We start from the raw sequence: 17,430 nt of genomic DNA on the forward strand, positions 1-17,430 counted from the left end.
CGCTCGGTCTTCTCAATCGGCGGGCAACCTTTCGACGAAGTGCTCCAGGTCTTCGGGGCTGGGCCTCAGCACGCCGTCGCGTACGGCGAGGGCTGTGGCCTGGGCGCGTGAGGCGCAGCCGGTCTTGCGGAGCAGGTGCTCGATATGGCTGTGCACCGTCCGTGGGGACAGGAAAAGCGCCTGGGCGATGGCCTGGTTGGTCTGGCCCCGGGCGGCCCGGGTGAGTACTTCCAGCTCGCGGGGACTCAGGCCGTACGGGAGTTGCGTGGGCGCCCCGGACACCAGGACCGCCCTGCGTGCGAGGGGCGAGCCTGCCGTGGACCGGCGCAGCACCACACGGTGCCAGCCCTGGCCGACCGGCCACAGGACCCGCAACCGCAGGCCGCCCGAGCCGGCGAACGCCTCCACCAGAGGCCGGAACGCCTCGTCGCCCAGGACTTCGGCAGGGTTTCGGCCCGGGAGGTCGATGACGCCCTCGGCCGTGACGAGGTTCGCTCCCGCGGCCGCCGGAAGATCGTGCAGGTCGCCGGTGTGGGCGATCGGGTCGGCCAGGGCGCTCAGTGCCGGCAGCACCGAGGCGAGCAGGCAGCGCGCCTCCGTGTCGTACGTGCCCGACCCCTCGATGGAGAGGTTGACCAGACCGACCAGACGGCCCTGGTGGCGCAGGGCACCGGTCAGCGCGTCGCGGAACCCGGCCGGCCGGACCCGCTCGGCGTAGAACCAGCCGTTGCGGAAGCGCTGCCCGACGGACGCCGCGTCCTCGGCGTCCTCGGTGATGGAGGGCGGAAGCGTCTGCCGTACGACGTTGGCGTACCAGGGGGTCGCGACGAACTCGGCGGCCAGCGACTCGGACGTCGTCGCGGTGTAGCCGATGCCCGCGACCTGCAGGTGTGTACCGGTGATCGGGTCGATCGTGAGCAGGGTGGCCGCGTCGAGGGGCAGGGCACGGCGGAGTTCGTGCAGTGCCTGCGCGCAGGCGGAGGCGGTGTCGCGTTCGCGGGTGAGCATGCCGATGCGGATCGCTGCCGCGAGCTGGTGGTGGCTGACCATGCGGGCCTCCGGGAACCCACGACCACGGATGTCGTTTGCCCCCTAACGATATGGGCTCCGAGCGGACCGGACAAGCCGTTCACCGTTTCGTAACCGGGTTCCCGCTGGTCACTGCCGGGCATCTCGGGCAGTCGGTATTTCTACGGATGGCGTGGCGGGACGTCCCGGTCTTTCCTGTTCGGCACAGCCGGATGCCCGACACAGCCGTATCGGGCCGCATCCCACGGAGAGTCCCGCCATGACCAGATCCCCGTACCCTTTCCCGGCCTCGCGTCGGCAGTTCCTGGCTCTCTCCGGCGGTGTCCTCGCCGCCACCGGGCTGGCTGCCGCGGGTTGCTCCGCCCCGGACGACGGCGCGAGCACGGCCGAGGCCGCCGGCGCGTCGGCGGGGTCGAGGACCCTCACCAGGATCGGCCTGGACTATCCCTTCACCCAGCTCCCGCTCTACTCGACGCTCGTGAAACTCTCCACGGCCGCCGCGAAGAAGCACGACGTCTCCCTGCTGACCACGAGCGACGCGAGCAACCCCGACACTCAGGCCACCAACCTCAGCACGTGGGTCACGCAGAAGGTCCCGGCCATCGTGTCGTTCCCGATGGTTTTCGAGGCCACGGAGGCGATCGCCAAGAGGGCGTTGGACGCGGGGCTGATCTGGGTGACGTACGGCGGCTCGCTGGAGCACCAGAGCGCGGACATCCAGTTCAGCTTCCTCAAGGGCGGCACGCTGCTCGGGGAGGCCGCCGCGAAGTGGGCCAACGAGGAGCTCGGCGGCAAGGGCAAGGTCGCCTTCCTGACCGACAGCACGATCCAGCTCGGCCGCGAACGCACCAAGGGCATGATCGACGCCTTCACGAAGCACGCGCCCGGCGTCGACGTGGTCGCCCAGGAGCAGGCCATCGACCCCGACACCGGCCTGTCGAAGTCCCGTGCCGTCCTTGCCAAGCACCCCGACCTCAACCTCATCCTCGGGGTCACGGACGCCGCCGCGTACGGCGGGTTCAAGGCGCTGCAGCAGACGGGCCGGAAGGCGACCGACGCGAAGACCTTCGTCGGCGGGCAGGACGGAGCAGCCCCCTCCCTCCTCGCCATCAAGCAGGGCACCTTCTACCGTGCCTCGGCCGCCCTGGCGCCGCAGGACATCGCGAACGCCGTCGTCGACGTGCCCCTCGCGGTCGCTGCGGGGAAGGCGAACCCCAGCGCCCAGGTGCCGATCACGCTCGTCGGGCGCGGCGACACCGCGAGGATCGACGACCTGCTCGCGCAGAACTCCTAGGCGCCCGCCATGACGGATCCGAATCTGCGGATACGCGGGCTGAGCAAGTCCTTCGGCGGCGTCAAAGCCCTCGACGGCGTGGATCTCACCGTCCCGGCGGGTCAGGTGCACGCTCTCCTCGGCCACAACGGTGCCGGCAAGTCCACCCTGATCAAGTGCCTCGGCGGCGCCTTTCCGCCGGACGCGGGCACGATCGAGGTGGGCGGGAGGTCCCATACCCGTCTGAGTCCGCGCGAGTCGATGGCCGCGGGCGTGGCGATCATCTTCCAGACGCTCAGCGTCGTCGACTCCCTGACGGTGGCCGAGAACATCTTCCTCGGCCAGGAGTGGACCCGGTACGGAACCGTGCACCGCCGCGCCCAGGAGGAGGTGGCGGCCGGCCTGCTCGAGCGGGTCGCGGCGAGCTGTTCGCCACGTGACCGGGTGGGTGAACTTCCCATGGGGCAGAGGCAGTTGGTGGAGATCGCCAAGGCTCTCAGCCGTAGCGCCTCGGTGCTGGTCCTGGACGAACCCACCGCCGCTCTGTCCGGGGCCGAGAGCGACGCCCTGGCCGAACGCATCGAGGATCTTCGCACTCAGGGGCTGGCCATCGTGTACGTCACCCATCTGCTGGCCGAGGTGGAGCGGCTGGCGGACGCGGTGACGGTGCTGCGCGACGGCCGGGTCGCCCACCACTCGATGGTGGCGGGGCACACACGGCGGGAGTTGGTCGACGCCATCGTCGGCCGACCGCAACCCGTACCGCACGGCACGGCAGCGGGCGGGACAACCGACGGTACAGCCGAAGGACCCGGGACGACCGATGGCGCGGTGGACGGAACCCCTCGGGGCCGCCGTGACGACGTCCACGCCACCGCGCACACCGACACCACCGTCTCCGCGACGGCCACGGCGCGGGACGGCACCTCCGCCGCCCATCGCGCCCCCTGTCTCGCGGTGGACGGCTTCCGCGGCCCCGGGTTCGGTCCCGTGGAGATCAGCGTCGCCGAGGGCGAGATCGTCGGACTGTACGGGTTGATCGGCTCAGGTCGCACACGCATCCTGGAGACCCTCTTCGGCAGGCGCCGTGCCTCGGGCGGAACGGTGCGGGTGGGGGAGCGGGTCGTCACGGCGGCCCGGCCCTCCGACGCGCTGGCCGCGGGGATCGCCCTCGTCCCGGCGGACCGGCGCAGACAAGGACTGTTCCCGGCGCTGAGCGCCCAGGACAACGCACTGCTGCCGACCATCCGTCCGCTCGCCCGGCAGGGGGTGCGGGCGCTGGCAGCCGAGCGGCGGGTCTTCGACGCGCTGTCCCGGGCGGTCGGGCTGCGCCCCGCCCGGCCGCGCCTGCCGGCGGCCGCCTTCTCCGGCGGCAACCAGCAGAAACTCGTCCTGGGCCGGTGGATCAACGAGGCTCGCCGAGTCGACGTCCTGCTCCTCGACGAGCCCACCCAGGGTGTCGACGTGGGCGCCCGGCAGGAGATCTACCAAGTCGTCTCCTCACTTGCCTCCCAGCGGGGAACGGCCGTGCTGTTCGCCTCCAGCGACCCGGAGGAGGTCGTCGCGCTCGCGCATCGCTGCCTGATCGTCTCCCGGGGCCGGATCACCGGCGAACTGAGCGGCGCCGAACTCACCGAAGCCGCCCTCCTGTCGGCCGTCCACGACGCCGACGACACCGCCCCTGTCACCTCCGCCCCCATGACCTCGGAAGGAGCGGCATGACCACCGCGACCACCGCCCCCGCCGGCCGCCTGACACCGAGCCCCCGCGCCCTGGCAGGAGGCGGACTGAACACCCTGCGACGACACCCCTTGCTCGTCGTCCTCACCCTCATGGTGCTGGCCTTCCAGCTGACCACCGGCAGTTTCCTCGACCCCGGCAACCTGCGCGGGATCGCCACCGACGCGGCCACCCTCGCCATCGTGGCCGTACCGCTGGCCCTCCTCGTCATCAGCGGATACCTCGACCTCTCGGTCGGCTCCACCCTGGCGCTGGGCGGGCTGGTGGCCGGCTGGCTCGCCGGGCAGCAGCACCAGTCGCCGGCCGTCGCCGTGCTCGGCGCGCTGGCCGTGGGTGCGGCGGTGGGCGCCGTGAACGGCATCCTGTGCTGCTACTTCGGGCTGTCCGCCTTCATCGTGACCCTGGGCATGCTGACGGCGGTGCGAGGACTGGCACAGCAGCTCTTCCCCCTGCCGCTGAGCAGCTTCGGATCCGGATTCGCCTGGCTCGGCGGATCCCGGATCGCCGGGATTGACGCGCCGGTCGTCATCGCCGCACTCGTTCTCGTGGCGGGCGCGCTGTTCCTGGCGCTCACCCCGTCCGGGCGGCACGTCTTCGCCATCGGCGTCAACCGGGAGGCCGCCTACCTCTCCGGCATCCACATCCGCCGGACACCGTACGCGCTGTTCGTCGTCACCGGCGTCGCGGCGGCGCTGGCCGGGGCGATCAAGGCGTCGGTGCTGGACAGCGTGGTCGCCGGGACCTCGGGGGCCGGATTCGAGCTGACCGTGCTCACCGCCGTACTCCTGGGCGGGGTGGCACTCACCGGCGGCTCCGGTTCCATCCTCGGGGTGCTGCTCGGCGTGCTCTTCCTCGGCTGTCTGCAGAACGGGCTGACACTGCTGAGCGTGCCGACGTTCTGGCAGCAGATGGCCCAGGGCACCGCCCTGGTGGCGGGCGCGGCACTCGCCTACTTCGGCCCGCGGCTGACGCGATGACCCCCCACTTCGAGAGGATTCCCGTGAACGACAGCACCCCCTCCCTCATCCTGACCGGCGGGCAGGTCCTGACCGTCGACGGTGACTTCACCGTGGCCGAAGGCGTGGCCGTGCACGGCAGGGACATCATCGCGGTCGGCAGCGACGCCGAGATGCGCGCCTTGGCCGGGCCCGGCACCCGGGTCGTCGAACTCGCCGGCCGGACCGTCCTGCCGGGCATCAACGACTCCCATCTGCACGGGGCGGCGTACGGCATGACGAAGCCGCCCTTCGCCCTGGACGTCGGCCATCCGGCGGTCGGGTCGGTCGCCGACATCGCCACCGCCGTGGAGCGCGCGGTCCGCGCGGCCCGACCCGGCGAGTGGATCGTCGGGCTGGGCTGGGACGCCGGCTATCTGGCGGAGTGCCTGGCCGACCCGCGACGTTTCCCGCACCGTATCGACCTGGACGCGGTCGCGCCGGACAACCCGGTCTGTCTGACCCACTTCTCCTCGCACCTCGTCTGGGTCAACAGCGCCGCGCTGCGCCGGTGCGGCATCGGCCCCGCCAGCGCGCCACCACCCGGCGGCGTCATCGACACCGACCCCGACGGGGAGCCCACCGGCATCCTGCGGGAGGCGGCGCAGGAACTCGTCCAGGCGGAACTGCCCTCGCCGACCGTCGCCCAGCGGCGCCAGGCCATCCAGGGCGTGGTACGGGAACTGCACTCCCGCGGGATCACCAGCTACACCGAGCCCGGTCTCGGCCCGGGCGGCGCCACGTCCTTCTTCGGCGGGCTGAGCACCGACAACTGGACCGCCTACGCCGACCTCGCCGCGAGCGGCGACCTCCAGGCCCGGGTCAGTGTCCTCCTCCTGCCCGCGCCGATGGGCGGCTCGGCCGACGACGTGCGCAAGGGCCTGGCCGAGCTGCGCCGTCCGACAAGCGCCGACCCCCGCCTCCTGAACGCCATCGGCGTGAAGATCTTCGCCGACGGGGTGCCGCCCAACAGGACGGCCTGGATGAGTGAACCGTACGCCGACGGCGGCCACGGCGCGCTGTGCGTGCACGGCGAGAGCCCCGCGCTGCAGGTCGACGAACTGTTCGAGATGATCCGTGTCGCGCACGAGGCGGGCTTCCAGCTCGGCGTGCACGTCACCGGTGACCTGGCCATCGACACGGTGGTCGACGCCTTCCTCGCGGCGGACGCGGCCGTGCCGCGCCCGGATGCCCGGCACTACGTCATCCACGGCGACTTCGTCGGCGCGGACAGCCTCGCCAAGCTCGCCTCACGCGGCTACGGCGTCAACATGAACCCGGCCATCAAGTGGACCATCTCCGACCTGATGGACGAGGTGGTCGGCGCCGAGCGTTCCGCCTACCAGTGGCCCGTACGGTCTGCCGTCGAGGCCGGGGTCACGGTCTGCGCCAGCTCCGATGCGCCGATCACCGAGCCCGACTGGCGGCAGGGTGTGGCCGCGATGATGCTGCGTGAGTCGAAGGCCAGCGGCCGGCCGAGCGGGCCCGAGCAGTGCGTGCCGCTCGCCGAGGCCCTGCGCGCCTACACGGTCAATCCGGCCCGTCAGGACTTCGCCGAGGACTGGAAGGGGTCCATCGAGGTCGGCAAGGTTGCGGACCTGTGCGTGCTGGACCGCCCGCTGCTGGACCTGGACCCGCACGCGATCACGGACGCCGAGGTCGATCTGACGGTGTTCGACGGGCGTGTCGTCCACGAGCGCTGAGGGCGGCCGGTGCGGCCGCGGCCGTCGCCGGTTCGCCGCCGGCCGCACCGGCCTCACCGCTCGATCAACACCCCCTGTGGAGGGGGCACAAGACAGGTCGGCGCCCTCACGGCCGCCGCAAGCGAAGGATGCCCACGATGACCACCACCCCCCGTATGCTGCTCGTCCTCAGCGAGAACTGGACCCTCACCGGCGGCCGGGCCGACCTGCCCGCCGCCGTGCGGTGGGCCCGCGAGGCCGAGGACGCCGGATTCGACTCCGTCATGGTCAGCGAACACATCGTGCTCGGCCCAGACGCGGCCGCCGACGGCATCATGGGCAATCCCCGCGACTACGCCCTCCCGGGTAACCAGGACCCGTACACCCCCTGGCCGAACTCACTACTCCTGCTGTCCGCCATCGCCTCCGTCACCGAACGCCTGCGCCTGGCCGCCGCCGCGGTGCTGGCACCCCTGCGCCATCCTCTGCTCATGGCCCGTGAACTGGGCACTCTCGATCTGATCAGTGAGGGTCGGCTGCTGGTGCAGCCGACAGTCAGCTGGAGCAAGGACGAGTACGACGCCCTCGGCGTCCCCTTCGGCAGGCGCGGGCGGCTGCTCGACGAGCACCTCGACGTCTGGGCGAAGGCCTGGGGACCATCCCCGATTTCCCACCAGAGCGAGCACTACTCATTCAGGGACGTCTACTTCGAGCCCAAGGCCTTCCGCCCGGAGGGGCCGAGGCTGTGGTTCGGCGGTCAGCACCTCAACGGCCCCGTCCTGCGCCGGCTCGTACGGTACGGCCACGGCTTCCATCCGCTGGGCCGACCGACGCCGCAGGACGTACAGGTGCTCAAGGACGCCATGGCTGCGGCAGGCCGGAACATCGCCGAGCTGGAGATGATCGGCGGTACCCAGGCCGTGTTTCCCGACGACCACTCCACGGCGGACCTCGGCGCGGCGCTCGCGAGCATCCCGGAACAGCTGGAACAGGGCTTCACGACGTTCTGCGTCAAGCCGAACCAGTTCATCGACGACCCGGACGCGATCGGCGCGTTCTGCCGTGACGTGATGCGCCGCGTGAACGCTCTGACTGCTTGATGCCGAGGGCGGACCGGTGGGGTTGCGCGGTGGCGCGCCGCCGCCGTGCCATCCGGGCAGCGGACTCTCCATTGCTCTCGGCGTACCGGCTTGGCCTCGTGATCGGATGCTTGATAGCAGCAGGTGCAAAGCCGCTTCTGCCTGCTGCGGCACAATCCCATGCCAACGCCCGTAGCTCATCGCTACTCGGCAGCTCCAGGCCCGTGACGTAGCCGGCCTGAAGGCCCATGAGCCACCCAATGAAAGGCGCCGTTAGTCGACCAGGTGATCGCGAAATTCTGCACGGTGCGCCGTCAGCGGGGGCCTCATTGAAAGACGGAACACGCAGATCAGACCTGCACAGGGACGTGGATGCATGGGGTTCAGCTACCGCTCCAACCAGATCCGCGGCCGCAACGGCTCCGGACCGGAACACGTGACCCAGCTCATCGGCTTGGCGTCGGCGGGCCGCCTCGATCTCGAACCCTCGATCTCGGACCGCGTCCCGCTCGCCGAGGCCGCTGACGTAGTGGAGTCCCGTTCGCCGTCAAAGGTTGGGCATGACGAGGTGGCCGTCACCCCCGGGAGCCCCATGAGTGGTGTGCATCGTGAGTTGCCGGCCAACCGTGCCTGTCGCGGTCTCGGCGCCCTTGGCTAACCGCAGATCCTGCGGTAGGTGACGTCGGGGACGTACGCCTTCCAGTCGGCCCTGGAGAGGCCGGTGGAGCCGGTGCGGTCGCAGATCCGGATGACGGCCTGTTCAGGGTCGATGGGGTGGCTCTGGAGCGGGACGTGCGGGCTGCTGGCGTACACCGTGCCGCCGTCCCGGCTGAAGGCGAGGGACCGAATCTCCTCGCCGGGGGTGGGCAGGTCGGCGAGGAGTTGCCGGGAGGCGACGTCCCAGAGCTGGAGGGTGCCGTGCGCGCCGCCCACGGCGAGGGTGCGGCGGTCGGGTGAGAAGGCGAGTGCGGTCACGGCCTCCGGGGCCCCCTGTGGCACGGTGGTGGGAATGCCGGTCAGGACGCCCGCGGGGCGTTGCACGCTGCCGTCCCACAAGGCCACCCGGCCTGAGGAGTCGCCGGCCGCCAGGCGGGTGCTGTCGGGGCTGAACGCCAGTGCGGTCACACTCCTGCCCTCGCTGAGCGCGCGGTCGGTGACGGGACCGGACGGCAGCCGGACGTACTGGTCCCCCGCCCCGGCGAGCAGCAGCCCGTCGGGCCGTACGGTGAGGGCCGTGCCGAAGAAGCCCGGCACGGTGCCGGTCCTGCGGAGGCGGCCGGAACCGGGGTCCCAGACCTCCAGCACGTCGTCGTTTTCGGAGGCCACGGCCAGCAATGTCCGGCCGCCCCGGCCGAGAGCGAGGGCGAACGGCAGGCCGTCCTCTGCCCTAGCCCTAGGTGATTCGGTCGAGGCTCGTACCTTGCGCTCCGGTATGTCCCACACAGTGAGCCGCTGCCGCGCGGAACCATGTGAGGACGTGGTGTCGCTGATCGCGAGTGCCCGGCCGTCCGGACTGAACGCCAGCAGCGGCAGGGGGGCGCCGGAGTCGGACGTGGCGTCCTTCCCGGCTGCGGGCAGTGGGGGAGACTCGGCGAGGACCACGCCTGTACGGGTGGAACGCAATACCCAGCGTGCACCACCGGCGGAACGGATCACGGTCGCTAGGACGGTGCCGTCCGGGCCGAGCACCGCTGAGGCCGCCGGCGAACTCTGCCAGCTGGGTGGGAGGTTGGCGCTCAGGTCGTACGAGTGGACCGTGGCCCCCACGAGGAAGCGCAGCACCCGGCCCGGTCCGGGATCCCAGGCGAGACTGTGAACCACTTCGCCGGCCAGCGGGCGCCGGAAGACGCGGACGCCGGGTGACGTCAGGCGCCACACCACGAGTTCCTTGTCGTCGACCGTCGCCAGGGACGCCCCGTCCGGGGTGAAGGCGACGTCCGCGAAACCGGTGCCGAGCCCTTTCAGGTCGGTGAAGAGGCGCTCGCGGGCAAGGTCCCAGACGCGGATCCTGGCCCTGGACACCACGGCCAGCAGCCCGCCGTCGGGGCTGAACCGGACCCCATGGGTGCCGCCGGTGGCACAAGCACCCTGCGACGCACTGTCCCAGGGCCCCCGAAGACGCGTACGGCGCACGGTGTCCCACACCCGGAGCGCGCCGTCGAATGAGCAGACGGCCACCAGCCGGCCATCCGGGCCGAGAGCAGCGTCGGACAGGTCGCCCGGCACGGGCTTCTCGAAGAGCACCTCGTCCTCCCCCGGCCGGCGTAGTTGCACGGTGCCCGGCCGCCGTGTGGTGCGCGGTGTGCCAAGGAGGTAGCTGAGCCCGTCGGCCTCGAAGTCCAGCAGTGTCGTGTTCCGCAGGACACGCGGGGCGACGGCAGTCCTGCCTGACGACAGGTCCCACAGCCGGTCACCGTCCTCCCCCCGAGGTAGAGGGTCCTGCCGTCCGGGCTGGCATCGACCACCCACGTGTCCTCGGGCAGTCGGGCGGAGACGGCCGGGCGGTGACCGGTCACGTCCCGCAGGAGTAGCCGACGGCCTGCGACGCTCAGCAGGGCCCGGCCCCCGCCGGTGAGGAACCGCTGTACGTCCTTGTCCTTCTCCGGATCGGTGAATGTGTCCCGCTCCTGCTGGGCCAGGGCACCGAGCAGCGCCGAACGTGTCTCGGTCAACGGCGCGATCCGCCAGGCGGCGACACCGAGCAGCATGGCGGTGCGGGGGTCGGAGGACCGCAGGCTGTCGGCGACCGCCACGATGCGGCGGGCGGCGGCCTTGGCGCGTTCCTGTTCGCTCGTCCGATTCTGCTGCCAGGCGAGCAGGCCGGAGGTGAGGGCGAGTGCCAGGAACACGGAAAGAGCGACGCTGAGGGTGCGGAACCTCCGTGCGGTTCGGGCGACGGCCGCCCGTTCGGTGTCGCGGGCGGCCAGCGCGGCAGTGAGGAAGGCCCGCTCCGAGCGGGTCAGGTCGTCCTCCCCGTCCCCGGCGGCCCGCTCCGGTCCGGCGAACAGCTTCTCAGCCAGGGTGAGCCGGGTCCCCCGGTACAGGGCGCCCGGGTCACGGCTCAGTTCCTCCCAGACGCGGGCGGCCTCGTGGAGCCGATGCTGCTCGCGCAGCCGCTCGCGGTCCTGCTCGATCCAGTCGCGCAGCCGGGGCCAGCCACTGATCAGTGCTTCGTGCGCGAGCTCGAGGACGCCGTCGTTCAGGGTGATCAGGCGGGCGGCGGCGAGGAGCTCGATGACAACGGTGACGTCCCGCCCGTGCCCCTCGGCCCCGGCGTCCAACTCGGCGCGTGTCGCCGGGCGGCGGGTGTCGGCGGTGTCCTGGCCGGGGGCGATCAGGCGCAGCAGAATGCGGCGGGCGATGCGGGCCTGGGTCGGGGAGAGCTCGGCGTACACCCGTTCGGCCGTGGCGGTGACCGCGCCGTGCACGCCGCCGGCTTCCTCGTACGCGGTCATGGTCAGCGTCTTGCCCCGGCGGTGCCGCCAGGTCTCCAGCAGGGCGTGCGAGAGCATCGGCAGCGCACCTGGCCGGCCGGTGACCTCGTCGACGATCCTGGCGGTCAGCGCGCGCTCCACGCTCAGGCCCGCGGCGGCCGCCGGTCTGGTGATCACCTCCCGCAGCTCTGCCGGAGCCATCGGCCCCATAAGTAGATTGGCCCGGCTCACGGCGTCCGCCAGTTCGTGGTGGGCGGCGCAGCGCCCGTAGAAGTCCCCGCGGACCGCGACGACCACCCGCAGTCGGCTCTCGGGGCTCCGGGCCGCCAGCAGCAGATCCAGGAAGCGGTCCCGTTCCCCGCTGTCATGGCACAGGGTGAAGAGCTCCTCGAACTGGTCGACGATTAACCACGTGTCCTGCTCGGCGCCCTGGGCGGTGAGCGCCGCCCGGTGGGCCCGCGCGGGGCGCTCGCCCGGGGTGAGCACCCGGATCACGGCCGGACGGTCGGCGGCCGGGGCCTGCCGCAGCCGAGGAATCAGCCCGGCCCGCAGCAGCGAGGACTTCCCGCTTCCCGACGGTCCGAAGACCGCCGCGAACCGGTGCTCCCGTACCAGCTCCAGTAACTCGCCGACCAGGTTGTCCCGGCCGAAGAACAGATCCCGGTCATCCGGTTCGTACCGGGCCAGCCCCCGGTACGGCGGTACGGCCTCCCCTCCCGGCCCGGACCGTGCAACAGCCCGGTGCGCCTCCCGCCAGCGCTCCTCCCACTTTTCGGCGTCCGCCTCCAAGGCCTGCGCGTACGCCAGGACCAGTGCCAGCGACGGCAGTTGCTCACCGGCCGCCGCCTGCGACAGGGCGCTCACCGAGTACCGACTCCGCTCTGCCATCTCGCGGTACGTGGGTTTCCCGGCCGTCTCGCGGAGGGTGCGCAGTTCGTGGGCGAGCCGCTGTATCGGACCGGCTTCGGGGTCCACCGGCTTCTCGCGTCCCACCGGGCCGCACCTTTCACATCGTCGGGGAGGTCTGCCACCAAGCTAACGCCCTCTCTGGAGGAATCCCCAACTGACCTGTGCCTCAACGGAATTGTTCAGAGCGCCGGAGGGGTACTGACAAACGCGCCGACCGCAAAGACTCTCCCTCGGTCGGGTGACGCCCCATCACCTGACCACCCGTAGCGCGGCCCCGGACGATCCCCCGGTCCGGGGCCGCCATCAGTCCGAGTGCGCGGCACCACCAAGTCACCGATCCGGGAAAGAGGAGAGAGGCATCCCTTGAGCCACCGTTTAAGGCACCCTTCGCGGAACAGACACCAACTGGACAGACGCAGCAAGGCAGTCACGTACGGCATCGCCGCGGTGCTGGCAATGACCGGGCTCGCCGCCACCTCCGCCACCTCGACATCTGCCGCCGCCACCTCCACCGCCGCACCAGGCCCGGCCGGACTCCCGAGCGACGCGATACGGGCCGGCGCGCACATCACCCTGATCACCGGCGACCGAGTAGTCGTCGACGCCAAGGGCCGTGTCGCCGGCCTGCAGCGGGCCAAGGGCCGTGAGGAGATACCCGTCCAGGTCAGCAAGGTCGACGGGCACACCCTCGTCATCCCGGCCGACGCGGCGCGGCTGATCGCCACCGGCAAGCTCGACCGGCGGCTGTTCGACGTAACCGAGTTGAACAAGCCGGCGACCCGCAAGGCCCAGCAGCAGGGCCTCAAGCTGATCATCGGCTACACGGGGACGGCTGTGGCGGCGAAGGCGGACGTACACCACGTCGGCAAGGTCCGCCGGACCCTCAAGTCCCTCAACGCCGACGCGGTGCTGGCGTCGAAAGACGACGCGGCCGACCTGTGGTCCGCGGTCACCGACGACGCAAGCGGCGGCGCGAGGACGGCGCCCGGCATCGCCAGCGTCTGGCTCGACGGCGTCCGCAAGGCCAGCCTCGACAAGTCCGTTCCGCAGATCGGTGCGGACAAGGCGTGGGCGGCCGGCTACGACGGCAAGGGCGTCAAGGTAGCCATCCTGGACACGGGTATTGACGACACCCACCCCGACCTCAAGGGCCAGGTGATCGCGGCGAAGAACTTCTCGGGCGCCGCCACCACCGCCGACAAGAACGGCCACGGCACGCACGTCGCGTCCACCGTGGCCGGTACGGGCGCTGCATCTCCCGCAGGGTCCCCCAAGCACAGGGGGGTCGCGCCCGGCGCCAAGCTCCTCATCGGCAAAGTGCTCGACGACGAGGGCTTGGGCGACGACTCCGGCATCATCGCCGGCATGGACTGGGCGGCAGAGCAGGGCGCCGACATCGTCAACCTCAGCCTGGGCACCGAGGACAGCGTCGGGATAGACCCGCTCGAGGCGCGTGTCAACAAGCTCTCCGCAGAGAAGGGCATCCTCTTCGCAATCGCCGCCGGCAACTCCGGCGAAAATGGCGCGCAGACCGTCGGTTCTCCCGGCAGCGCGGAGGCCGCGCTCACCGTGGGCGCCGTCGACGACAACGACAAGCTGGCCGAGTTCTCCAGTATCGGCCCCGGCCTCGACGGCGCCATCAAACCCGACGTGACCGCTCCCGGCGTGGGCATCACGGCTGCCGCAGCCAAGGGCAGCGAAATCGCCCACGAAGTCGGCGAGAATCCGGCCGGCTACGTGAGTATCTCGGGTACGTCGATGGCCACCCCGCATGTCGCGGGCGCCGCGGCCATCCTGAAGCAGCAGCACCCCAAGTGGACGTACACCGAACTCAAGGGCGCGCTGGCCGGCTCCAGCAAGGGCGGCAAGTACTCGCCGTTCCAGCAGGGTTCGGGCCGGATCCAGGTCGACAAGGCCCTCAAGCAGACCGTGATCGCCGATCCGGTGTCCGTGACCTTCGGCGTGCAGCAGTGGCCGCACACCGACGACACGCCGGTCACCGAGAAGGTCACGTACAAGAACCTCGGCACGACCGCCGTCACGCTGGATCTCTCGCTGACGGCCACCGACCCGAAGGGCCAGGCCGCTCCGGCCGGCTTCTTCACCCTCGGCGCCAAGACGCTGACCGTCCCGGCGGGCGGCAAGGCCTCCGCCGACCTCACGGTCAACACCAAGCTGGGCGGCACTGTCGACGGCGTGTACTTCGCGTACGTGACGGCGACCGGCGCCGGCCAGAGCGTGCGCACGGCGGCGGCGGTGCAGCGCGAGGTGGAATCGTACAAGGTCACCCTCGACTACATCGGACGCGACGGTAAGCCCGACCCGACCGCCTATTCCGGCCTGTTCGGCTACGGCGGCCTGGCCAAGGGCCGGAACTTCCTCACCGCGCTGGACGGCTCCGGCACGGCGACCCTGCGCGTGCCGAAGGGCACCTACCTGCTGGACACCTGGATGTGGGGCGACGGCCTCGACTGGGTGCTCCAGCCCAAGCTGAGCGTCACCAAGGACGTCTCGGTGACCCTCGACGCCCGTACAACCAAGACGGCCGACATCACGGTGCCGGACCCCAAGGCCAAGCCGTTCTCCGCGGCGATCGGCTACTCCTACGACCCCGCCCAGTTCGGCGGCGGCTTCATCCTCCCATCGCTCAAAGACGTGCGCATAGCGCACCTCGGCGCGGACGTCACCGGTCTGACCCAGGTCTGGGGCGGCCAGTGGACCAAGGGCGCGGGCGAAGCGTACGCCGTGGTGACCGAAGCCAAGGTCAAGAGGTTCCAGGGTGACAAGGTCCGTCACTTCAAGGCGAGCGAGCTGTCCACGGTGAAGACCAAGCTCGGTGTCTCGGCCGCCGGCAAGGTCGCCATGCTCGTCCCGATCGCTGATCTCCCAGGGTCCGAGGACGCGTTCCCGGGCGGCGGCTCCGCCCTGCAGCGGCTGCCGGCAGCTCGGACGCTGCACGTGTCGACCGGTGAAAAGGCGAAGTGGAAGTTCCTCTTCGCGCAGTTCGCGGAGTCGGACGACTCCGAGATGCCGACCCCGGAGACCACCTACGAGAGCAATGCGCAGAACTTCAAGGCGGGCAAGAAATACGAGGCCGTGTTCAACAAGGCCGTCATCGGCCCGAGTGTCGGCCGCGGCTTCGGCCTCCGCCGTGAGGGCAACGCGATCTACGGCGCCCTGCCGGTTTTCGCCGACAGCGAGATGCACGCGGGCGAATCGTCCTTCTCTTCCGCCAGGACGGCGCTCTACCGCAACGGCACCGAGGTCGGTTCGAGCGACGCCCCGCTGTACGGGTACCAGTACTTCAACAAGTACTTCCAGGTGCCGGCGGGCGACGCCTCGTACAAGCTGACCACCACCGTCAAGCGCAGCGCCAAGATCGCGGCGGCCTCCACCCGCATCGACGCCAGCTGGACGTTCCGCTCCAAGAAGGTCGAGTTCGCGCAGCTGCCCGCGTCCTCGGTCCGCTTCAACCCCGCCGTCGGCCTGGACAGCAAGGCCCCGGCCGGCAAGAAGGTCTCCATCCCGCTCACCATCCAGGGATCGGCCGCGGGCAAGAACCTCAAGTCGCTGTCGGTGTACGTGTCGTACGACTACGGCAAGACGTGGAAGAAGGTCACCGTCAAGAAGGGCAAGATCAGCGTGAAGAACCCGGCGAAGGGCAAGGGCATCTCGTTCCACGCCAAGGTCGCCGACAAGAAGGGCAACAAGTCGACGATCTCGATCTACAACGCGTACTACGGAAAGTGAGTCGCGGGGGCTGATCCTGTGGTTCGCTGAGCGCTGACCTACGCGAACGGCCCGTCGGGAGTCGAGCTTCCGGCGGGCCGTCCGTGTTTGTGGCGGCGTGACCGCCCACACCGTTGAGTACATCCGGTACCGCATGGCCGAGCACCAGCCGCGGAGTTCCTCGTCGCCTACACCCGGGCCGCCGCCCAGCTCGCCGCAGCCCCGCAATGCGTCGACCACGAACTGGCGTACAGCGAGGACGACTTCGAGCGCTTCAGCCGCAACCTTCTCGCTATGAGGGAAGGGACAAGGCGATGAGGGCTGGGCGTCGTGCGGCGCTACAGGGGTCCCGAGCGGTCCACGTCTGACATGGTCGGCCCGTGGTGAAGTCCCTCGCCCGAAGGGTCCGGCTCGCTCCACAGATCTGGGGGTACGACAGCGACGGAGCGGCCGTGCCGGTCAAGAACGCGCCCGAGGAGTTTGTCGTGTCGGAGGGTGATGGTCCTTTCGGCGATGACCAGGCTGGGGTGAGCGCGGGTGAGCCGGCTCTCGAGGCGGAGCACATCGCCGACCGAGTGAAGGCCGGCCTGCATGATCAGGTTGTGGGTGCCGCTGATTGCCGCGCAGTTGCGGGTCTCGGGGAGGCGGATGAGGGCGTGGCCGATGTCGGACAGGTCCTTGGCCGGCGCCGTTGCCCAGAAGGTGACGGCGACGGGCCAGCCGCCCAGGGGGCGGGCGAAATCGCAACGGAAGCGGAGCAGGTCCAGGCGTACCAGCTGGTCGATGCGCCGCTTCACGCTGTGACCGCTGGTGCCCAGGGTTTCGGCCAGGGAGCGGTGGGAGGCTCGCCCGTCGTGAGAGAGGAGGCGAAGGAGAGCGCGGTCGTGTGAGGTGATCTCGTGTCGCCCACGGGCGTCGTCCGCGGGCCTCGGTGCGGGAGTCTCGGTGAGCTGCGTCCGCTGGTCCGACGCGAGAGCGTCGATACGCCAGCGGCCACCCTCTGTGAACATGTGCGTGACGATCCGGGTGCGGACGGCCGCGACGTTAGGGATGACCGAGAGGACATCGAGGGAGTAGCCGGACATGGCGGCCAGGTCACGGGTGGCCACGGTCGCCAGGAGACGATGGGCATCGGCTGAACGCTCGATGGTGATCATGTGCGGGTGGCCCCGCAGCGTGCGTGCCACCTCGCCGCTCGTGCCGGCCTCGCAGTCGATGACGACGAAGGCGACACAGATCCGGTCGAACAGCCTCGCGCCCGGCGAGACGCTGACCCAGGCCTCGCCGCGGTCGGCCAGCCGGTTGAACCGGCGGGCCACGGTGACCGGATCCACTCCCAGGGTGCGACCCAGGTCGGTCCACGAGGCCCGGGGGCGCAACTGGAGGGCGTGGATGAGCGCGAGATCGTCCTCGCTCAGCAGGCGAAGGTCCATTGCTTCCATATCCTGCGTTCTCCGGTGGACGGGCCTCAGAATCCTGCAGATTGGCCGACTGTACTGCTCAGTGGCGCAATCTGGGTGTTCGAAAGCGCACCCAGGTGGCTTGTGATCGAAGGGGCGA

The 17,430-nt window shown here is 70.6% G+C and carries 10 protein-coding genes and 3 pseudogenes; 8 read left to right on the forward strand and 5 right to left on the reverse strand.

Going from position 1 to position 17,430, the window contains the following annotated elements; all coding sequences use genetic code 11:
* Positions 1-12: 12 nt before the first annotated feature.
* Positions 13-1,050 carry a response regulator transcription factor gene (locus QQM39_RS39530; protein ID WP_302002417.1) on the reverse strand — a complete coding sequence of 346 codons (1,038 nt, stop codon included), beginning with the start codon at positions 1,048-1,050 and terminating at the stop codon, positions 13-15.
* Positions 1,051-1,288: 238 nt separating this feature from the next.
* Between QQM39_RS39530 and QQM39_RS39535 the strand changes: the two genes are divergently transcribed.
* From QQM39_RS39535 to QQM39_RS39560, 6 genes are all read left to right on the forward strand, one after another.
* Complete coding sequence (locus QQM39_RS39535) at positions 1,289-2,323, forward strand: sugar ABC transporter substrate-binding protein (RefSeq protein ID WP_302002418.1); 1,035 nt, start codon at positions 1,289-1,291, stop codon at positions 2,321-2,323.
* Between the two features lie 9 nt (positions 2,324-2,332).
* Positions 2,333-4,024, forward strand: coding sequence for a sugar ABC transporter ATP-binding protein (locus QQM39_RS39540; protein ID WP_302002419.1), 1,692 nt, complete (start codon positions 2,333-2,335; stop codon positions 4,022-4,024).
* Positions 4,021-5,019: an ABC transporter permease gene (locus QQM39_RS39545; RefSeq protein WP_302002420.1), complete on the forward strand. Its 999-nt coding sequence runs from the start codon at positions 4,021-4,023 to the stop codon at positions 5,017-5,019. The genes QQM39_RS39540 and QQM39_RS39545 overlap by 4 nt, the downstream gene beginning before the upstream one ends.
* A 23-nt stretch (positions 5,020-5,042) precedes the next feature.
* Positions 5,043-6,740 (forward strand): amidohydrolase, encoded by a 1,698-nt coding sequence (locus QQM39_RS39550; protein WP_302002421.1) that lies wholly within the window; start codon positions 5,043-5,045, stop codon positions 6,738-6,740.
* Between the two features lie 137 nt (positions 6,741-6,877).
* A complete protein-coding gene (locus QQM39_RS39555; protein ID WP_302002422.1) occupies positions 6,878-7,819 on the forward strand; it encodes a TIGR03619 family F420-dependent LLM class oxidoreductase in 942 nt (313 codons plus the stop codon).
* A 355-nt stretch (positions 7,820-8,174) separates the two neighbouring features.
* Positions 8,175-8,456: a hypothetical protein gene (locus QQM39_RS39560; RefSeq protein ID WP_302002423.1), complete on the forward strand. Its 282-nt coding sequence runs from the start codon at positions 8,175-8,177 to the stop codon at positions 8,454-8,456.
* Here the strand turns inward: QQM39_RS39560 and QQM39_RS46355 are convergent.
* The 3 genes and pseudogenes from QQM39_RS46355 to QQM39_RS46365 form a co-directional block, all read right to left on the reverse strand.
* A complete protein-coding gene (locus QQM39_RS46355; RefSeq protein WP_367669709.1) occupies positions 8,453-9,820 on the reverse strand; it encodes a WD40 repeat domain-containing protein in 1,368 nt (455 codons plus the stop codon). The two genes, QQM39_RS39560 and QQM39_RS46355, sit on opposite strands and share 4 nt — an antisense overlap.
* Positions 9,821-9,967: 147 nt before the next feature.
* Positions 9,968-10,267 (reverse strand): annotated as a pseudogene (locus QQM39_RS46360) (hypothetical protein); the annotation flags it as partial.
* Positions 10,268-10,908: 641 nt separating this feature from the next.
* A pseudogene (locus QQM39_RS46365) lies at positions 10,909-12,120 on the reverse strand (hypothetical protein); the annotation flags it as partial.
* Between the two features lie 477 nt (positions 12,121-12,597).
* On the opposite strand from QQM39_RS46365, the gene QQM39_RS39570 reads away from it, so the two are divergent.
* Both QQM39_RS39570 and QQM39_RS39575 read left to right on the forward strand, forming a co-directional pair.
* The gene (locus QQM39_RS39570) at positions 12,598-15,891 is read left to right on the forward strand and encodes a S8 family serine peptidase (protein ID WP_302002424.1); all 3,294 of its coding nucleotides are present in this window, start codon (positions 12,598-12,600) and stop codon (positions 15,889-15,891) included.
* Positions 15,892-15,988: 97 nt separating this feature from the next.
* Positions 15,989-16,146: pseudogene (locus tag QQM39_RS39575) on the forward strand (antibiotic biosynthesis monooxygenase); the annotation flags it as partial.
* A 62-nt stretch (positions 16,147-16,208) separates the two neighbouring features.
* Here QQM39_RS39575 and QQM39_RS39580 read toward each other — a convergent pair.
* Entirely contained in the window at positions 16,209-17,303 is a 1,095-nt protein-coding gene (locus QQM39_RS39580) for an Lrp/AsnC family transcriptional regulator (RefSeq protein WP_302002425.1), read from the reverse strand.
* Positions 17,304-17,430 lie beyond the last annotated feature (127 nt).

The sequence above is a fragment of the Streptomyces sp. DT2A-34 genome, from assembly GCF_030499515.1.
GTDB lineage: Bacteria > Actinomycetota > Actinomycetes > Streptomycetales > Streptomycetaceae > Streptomyces.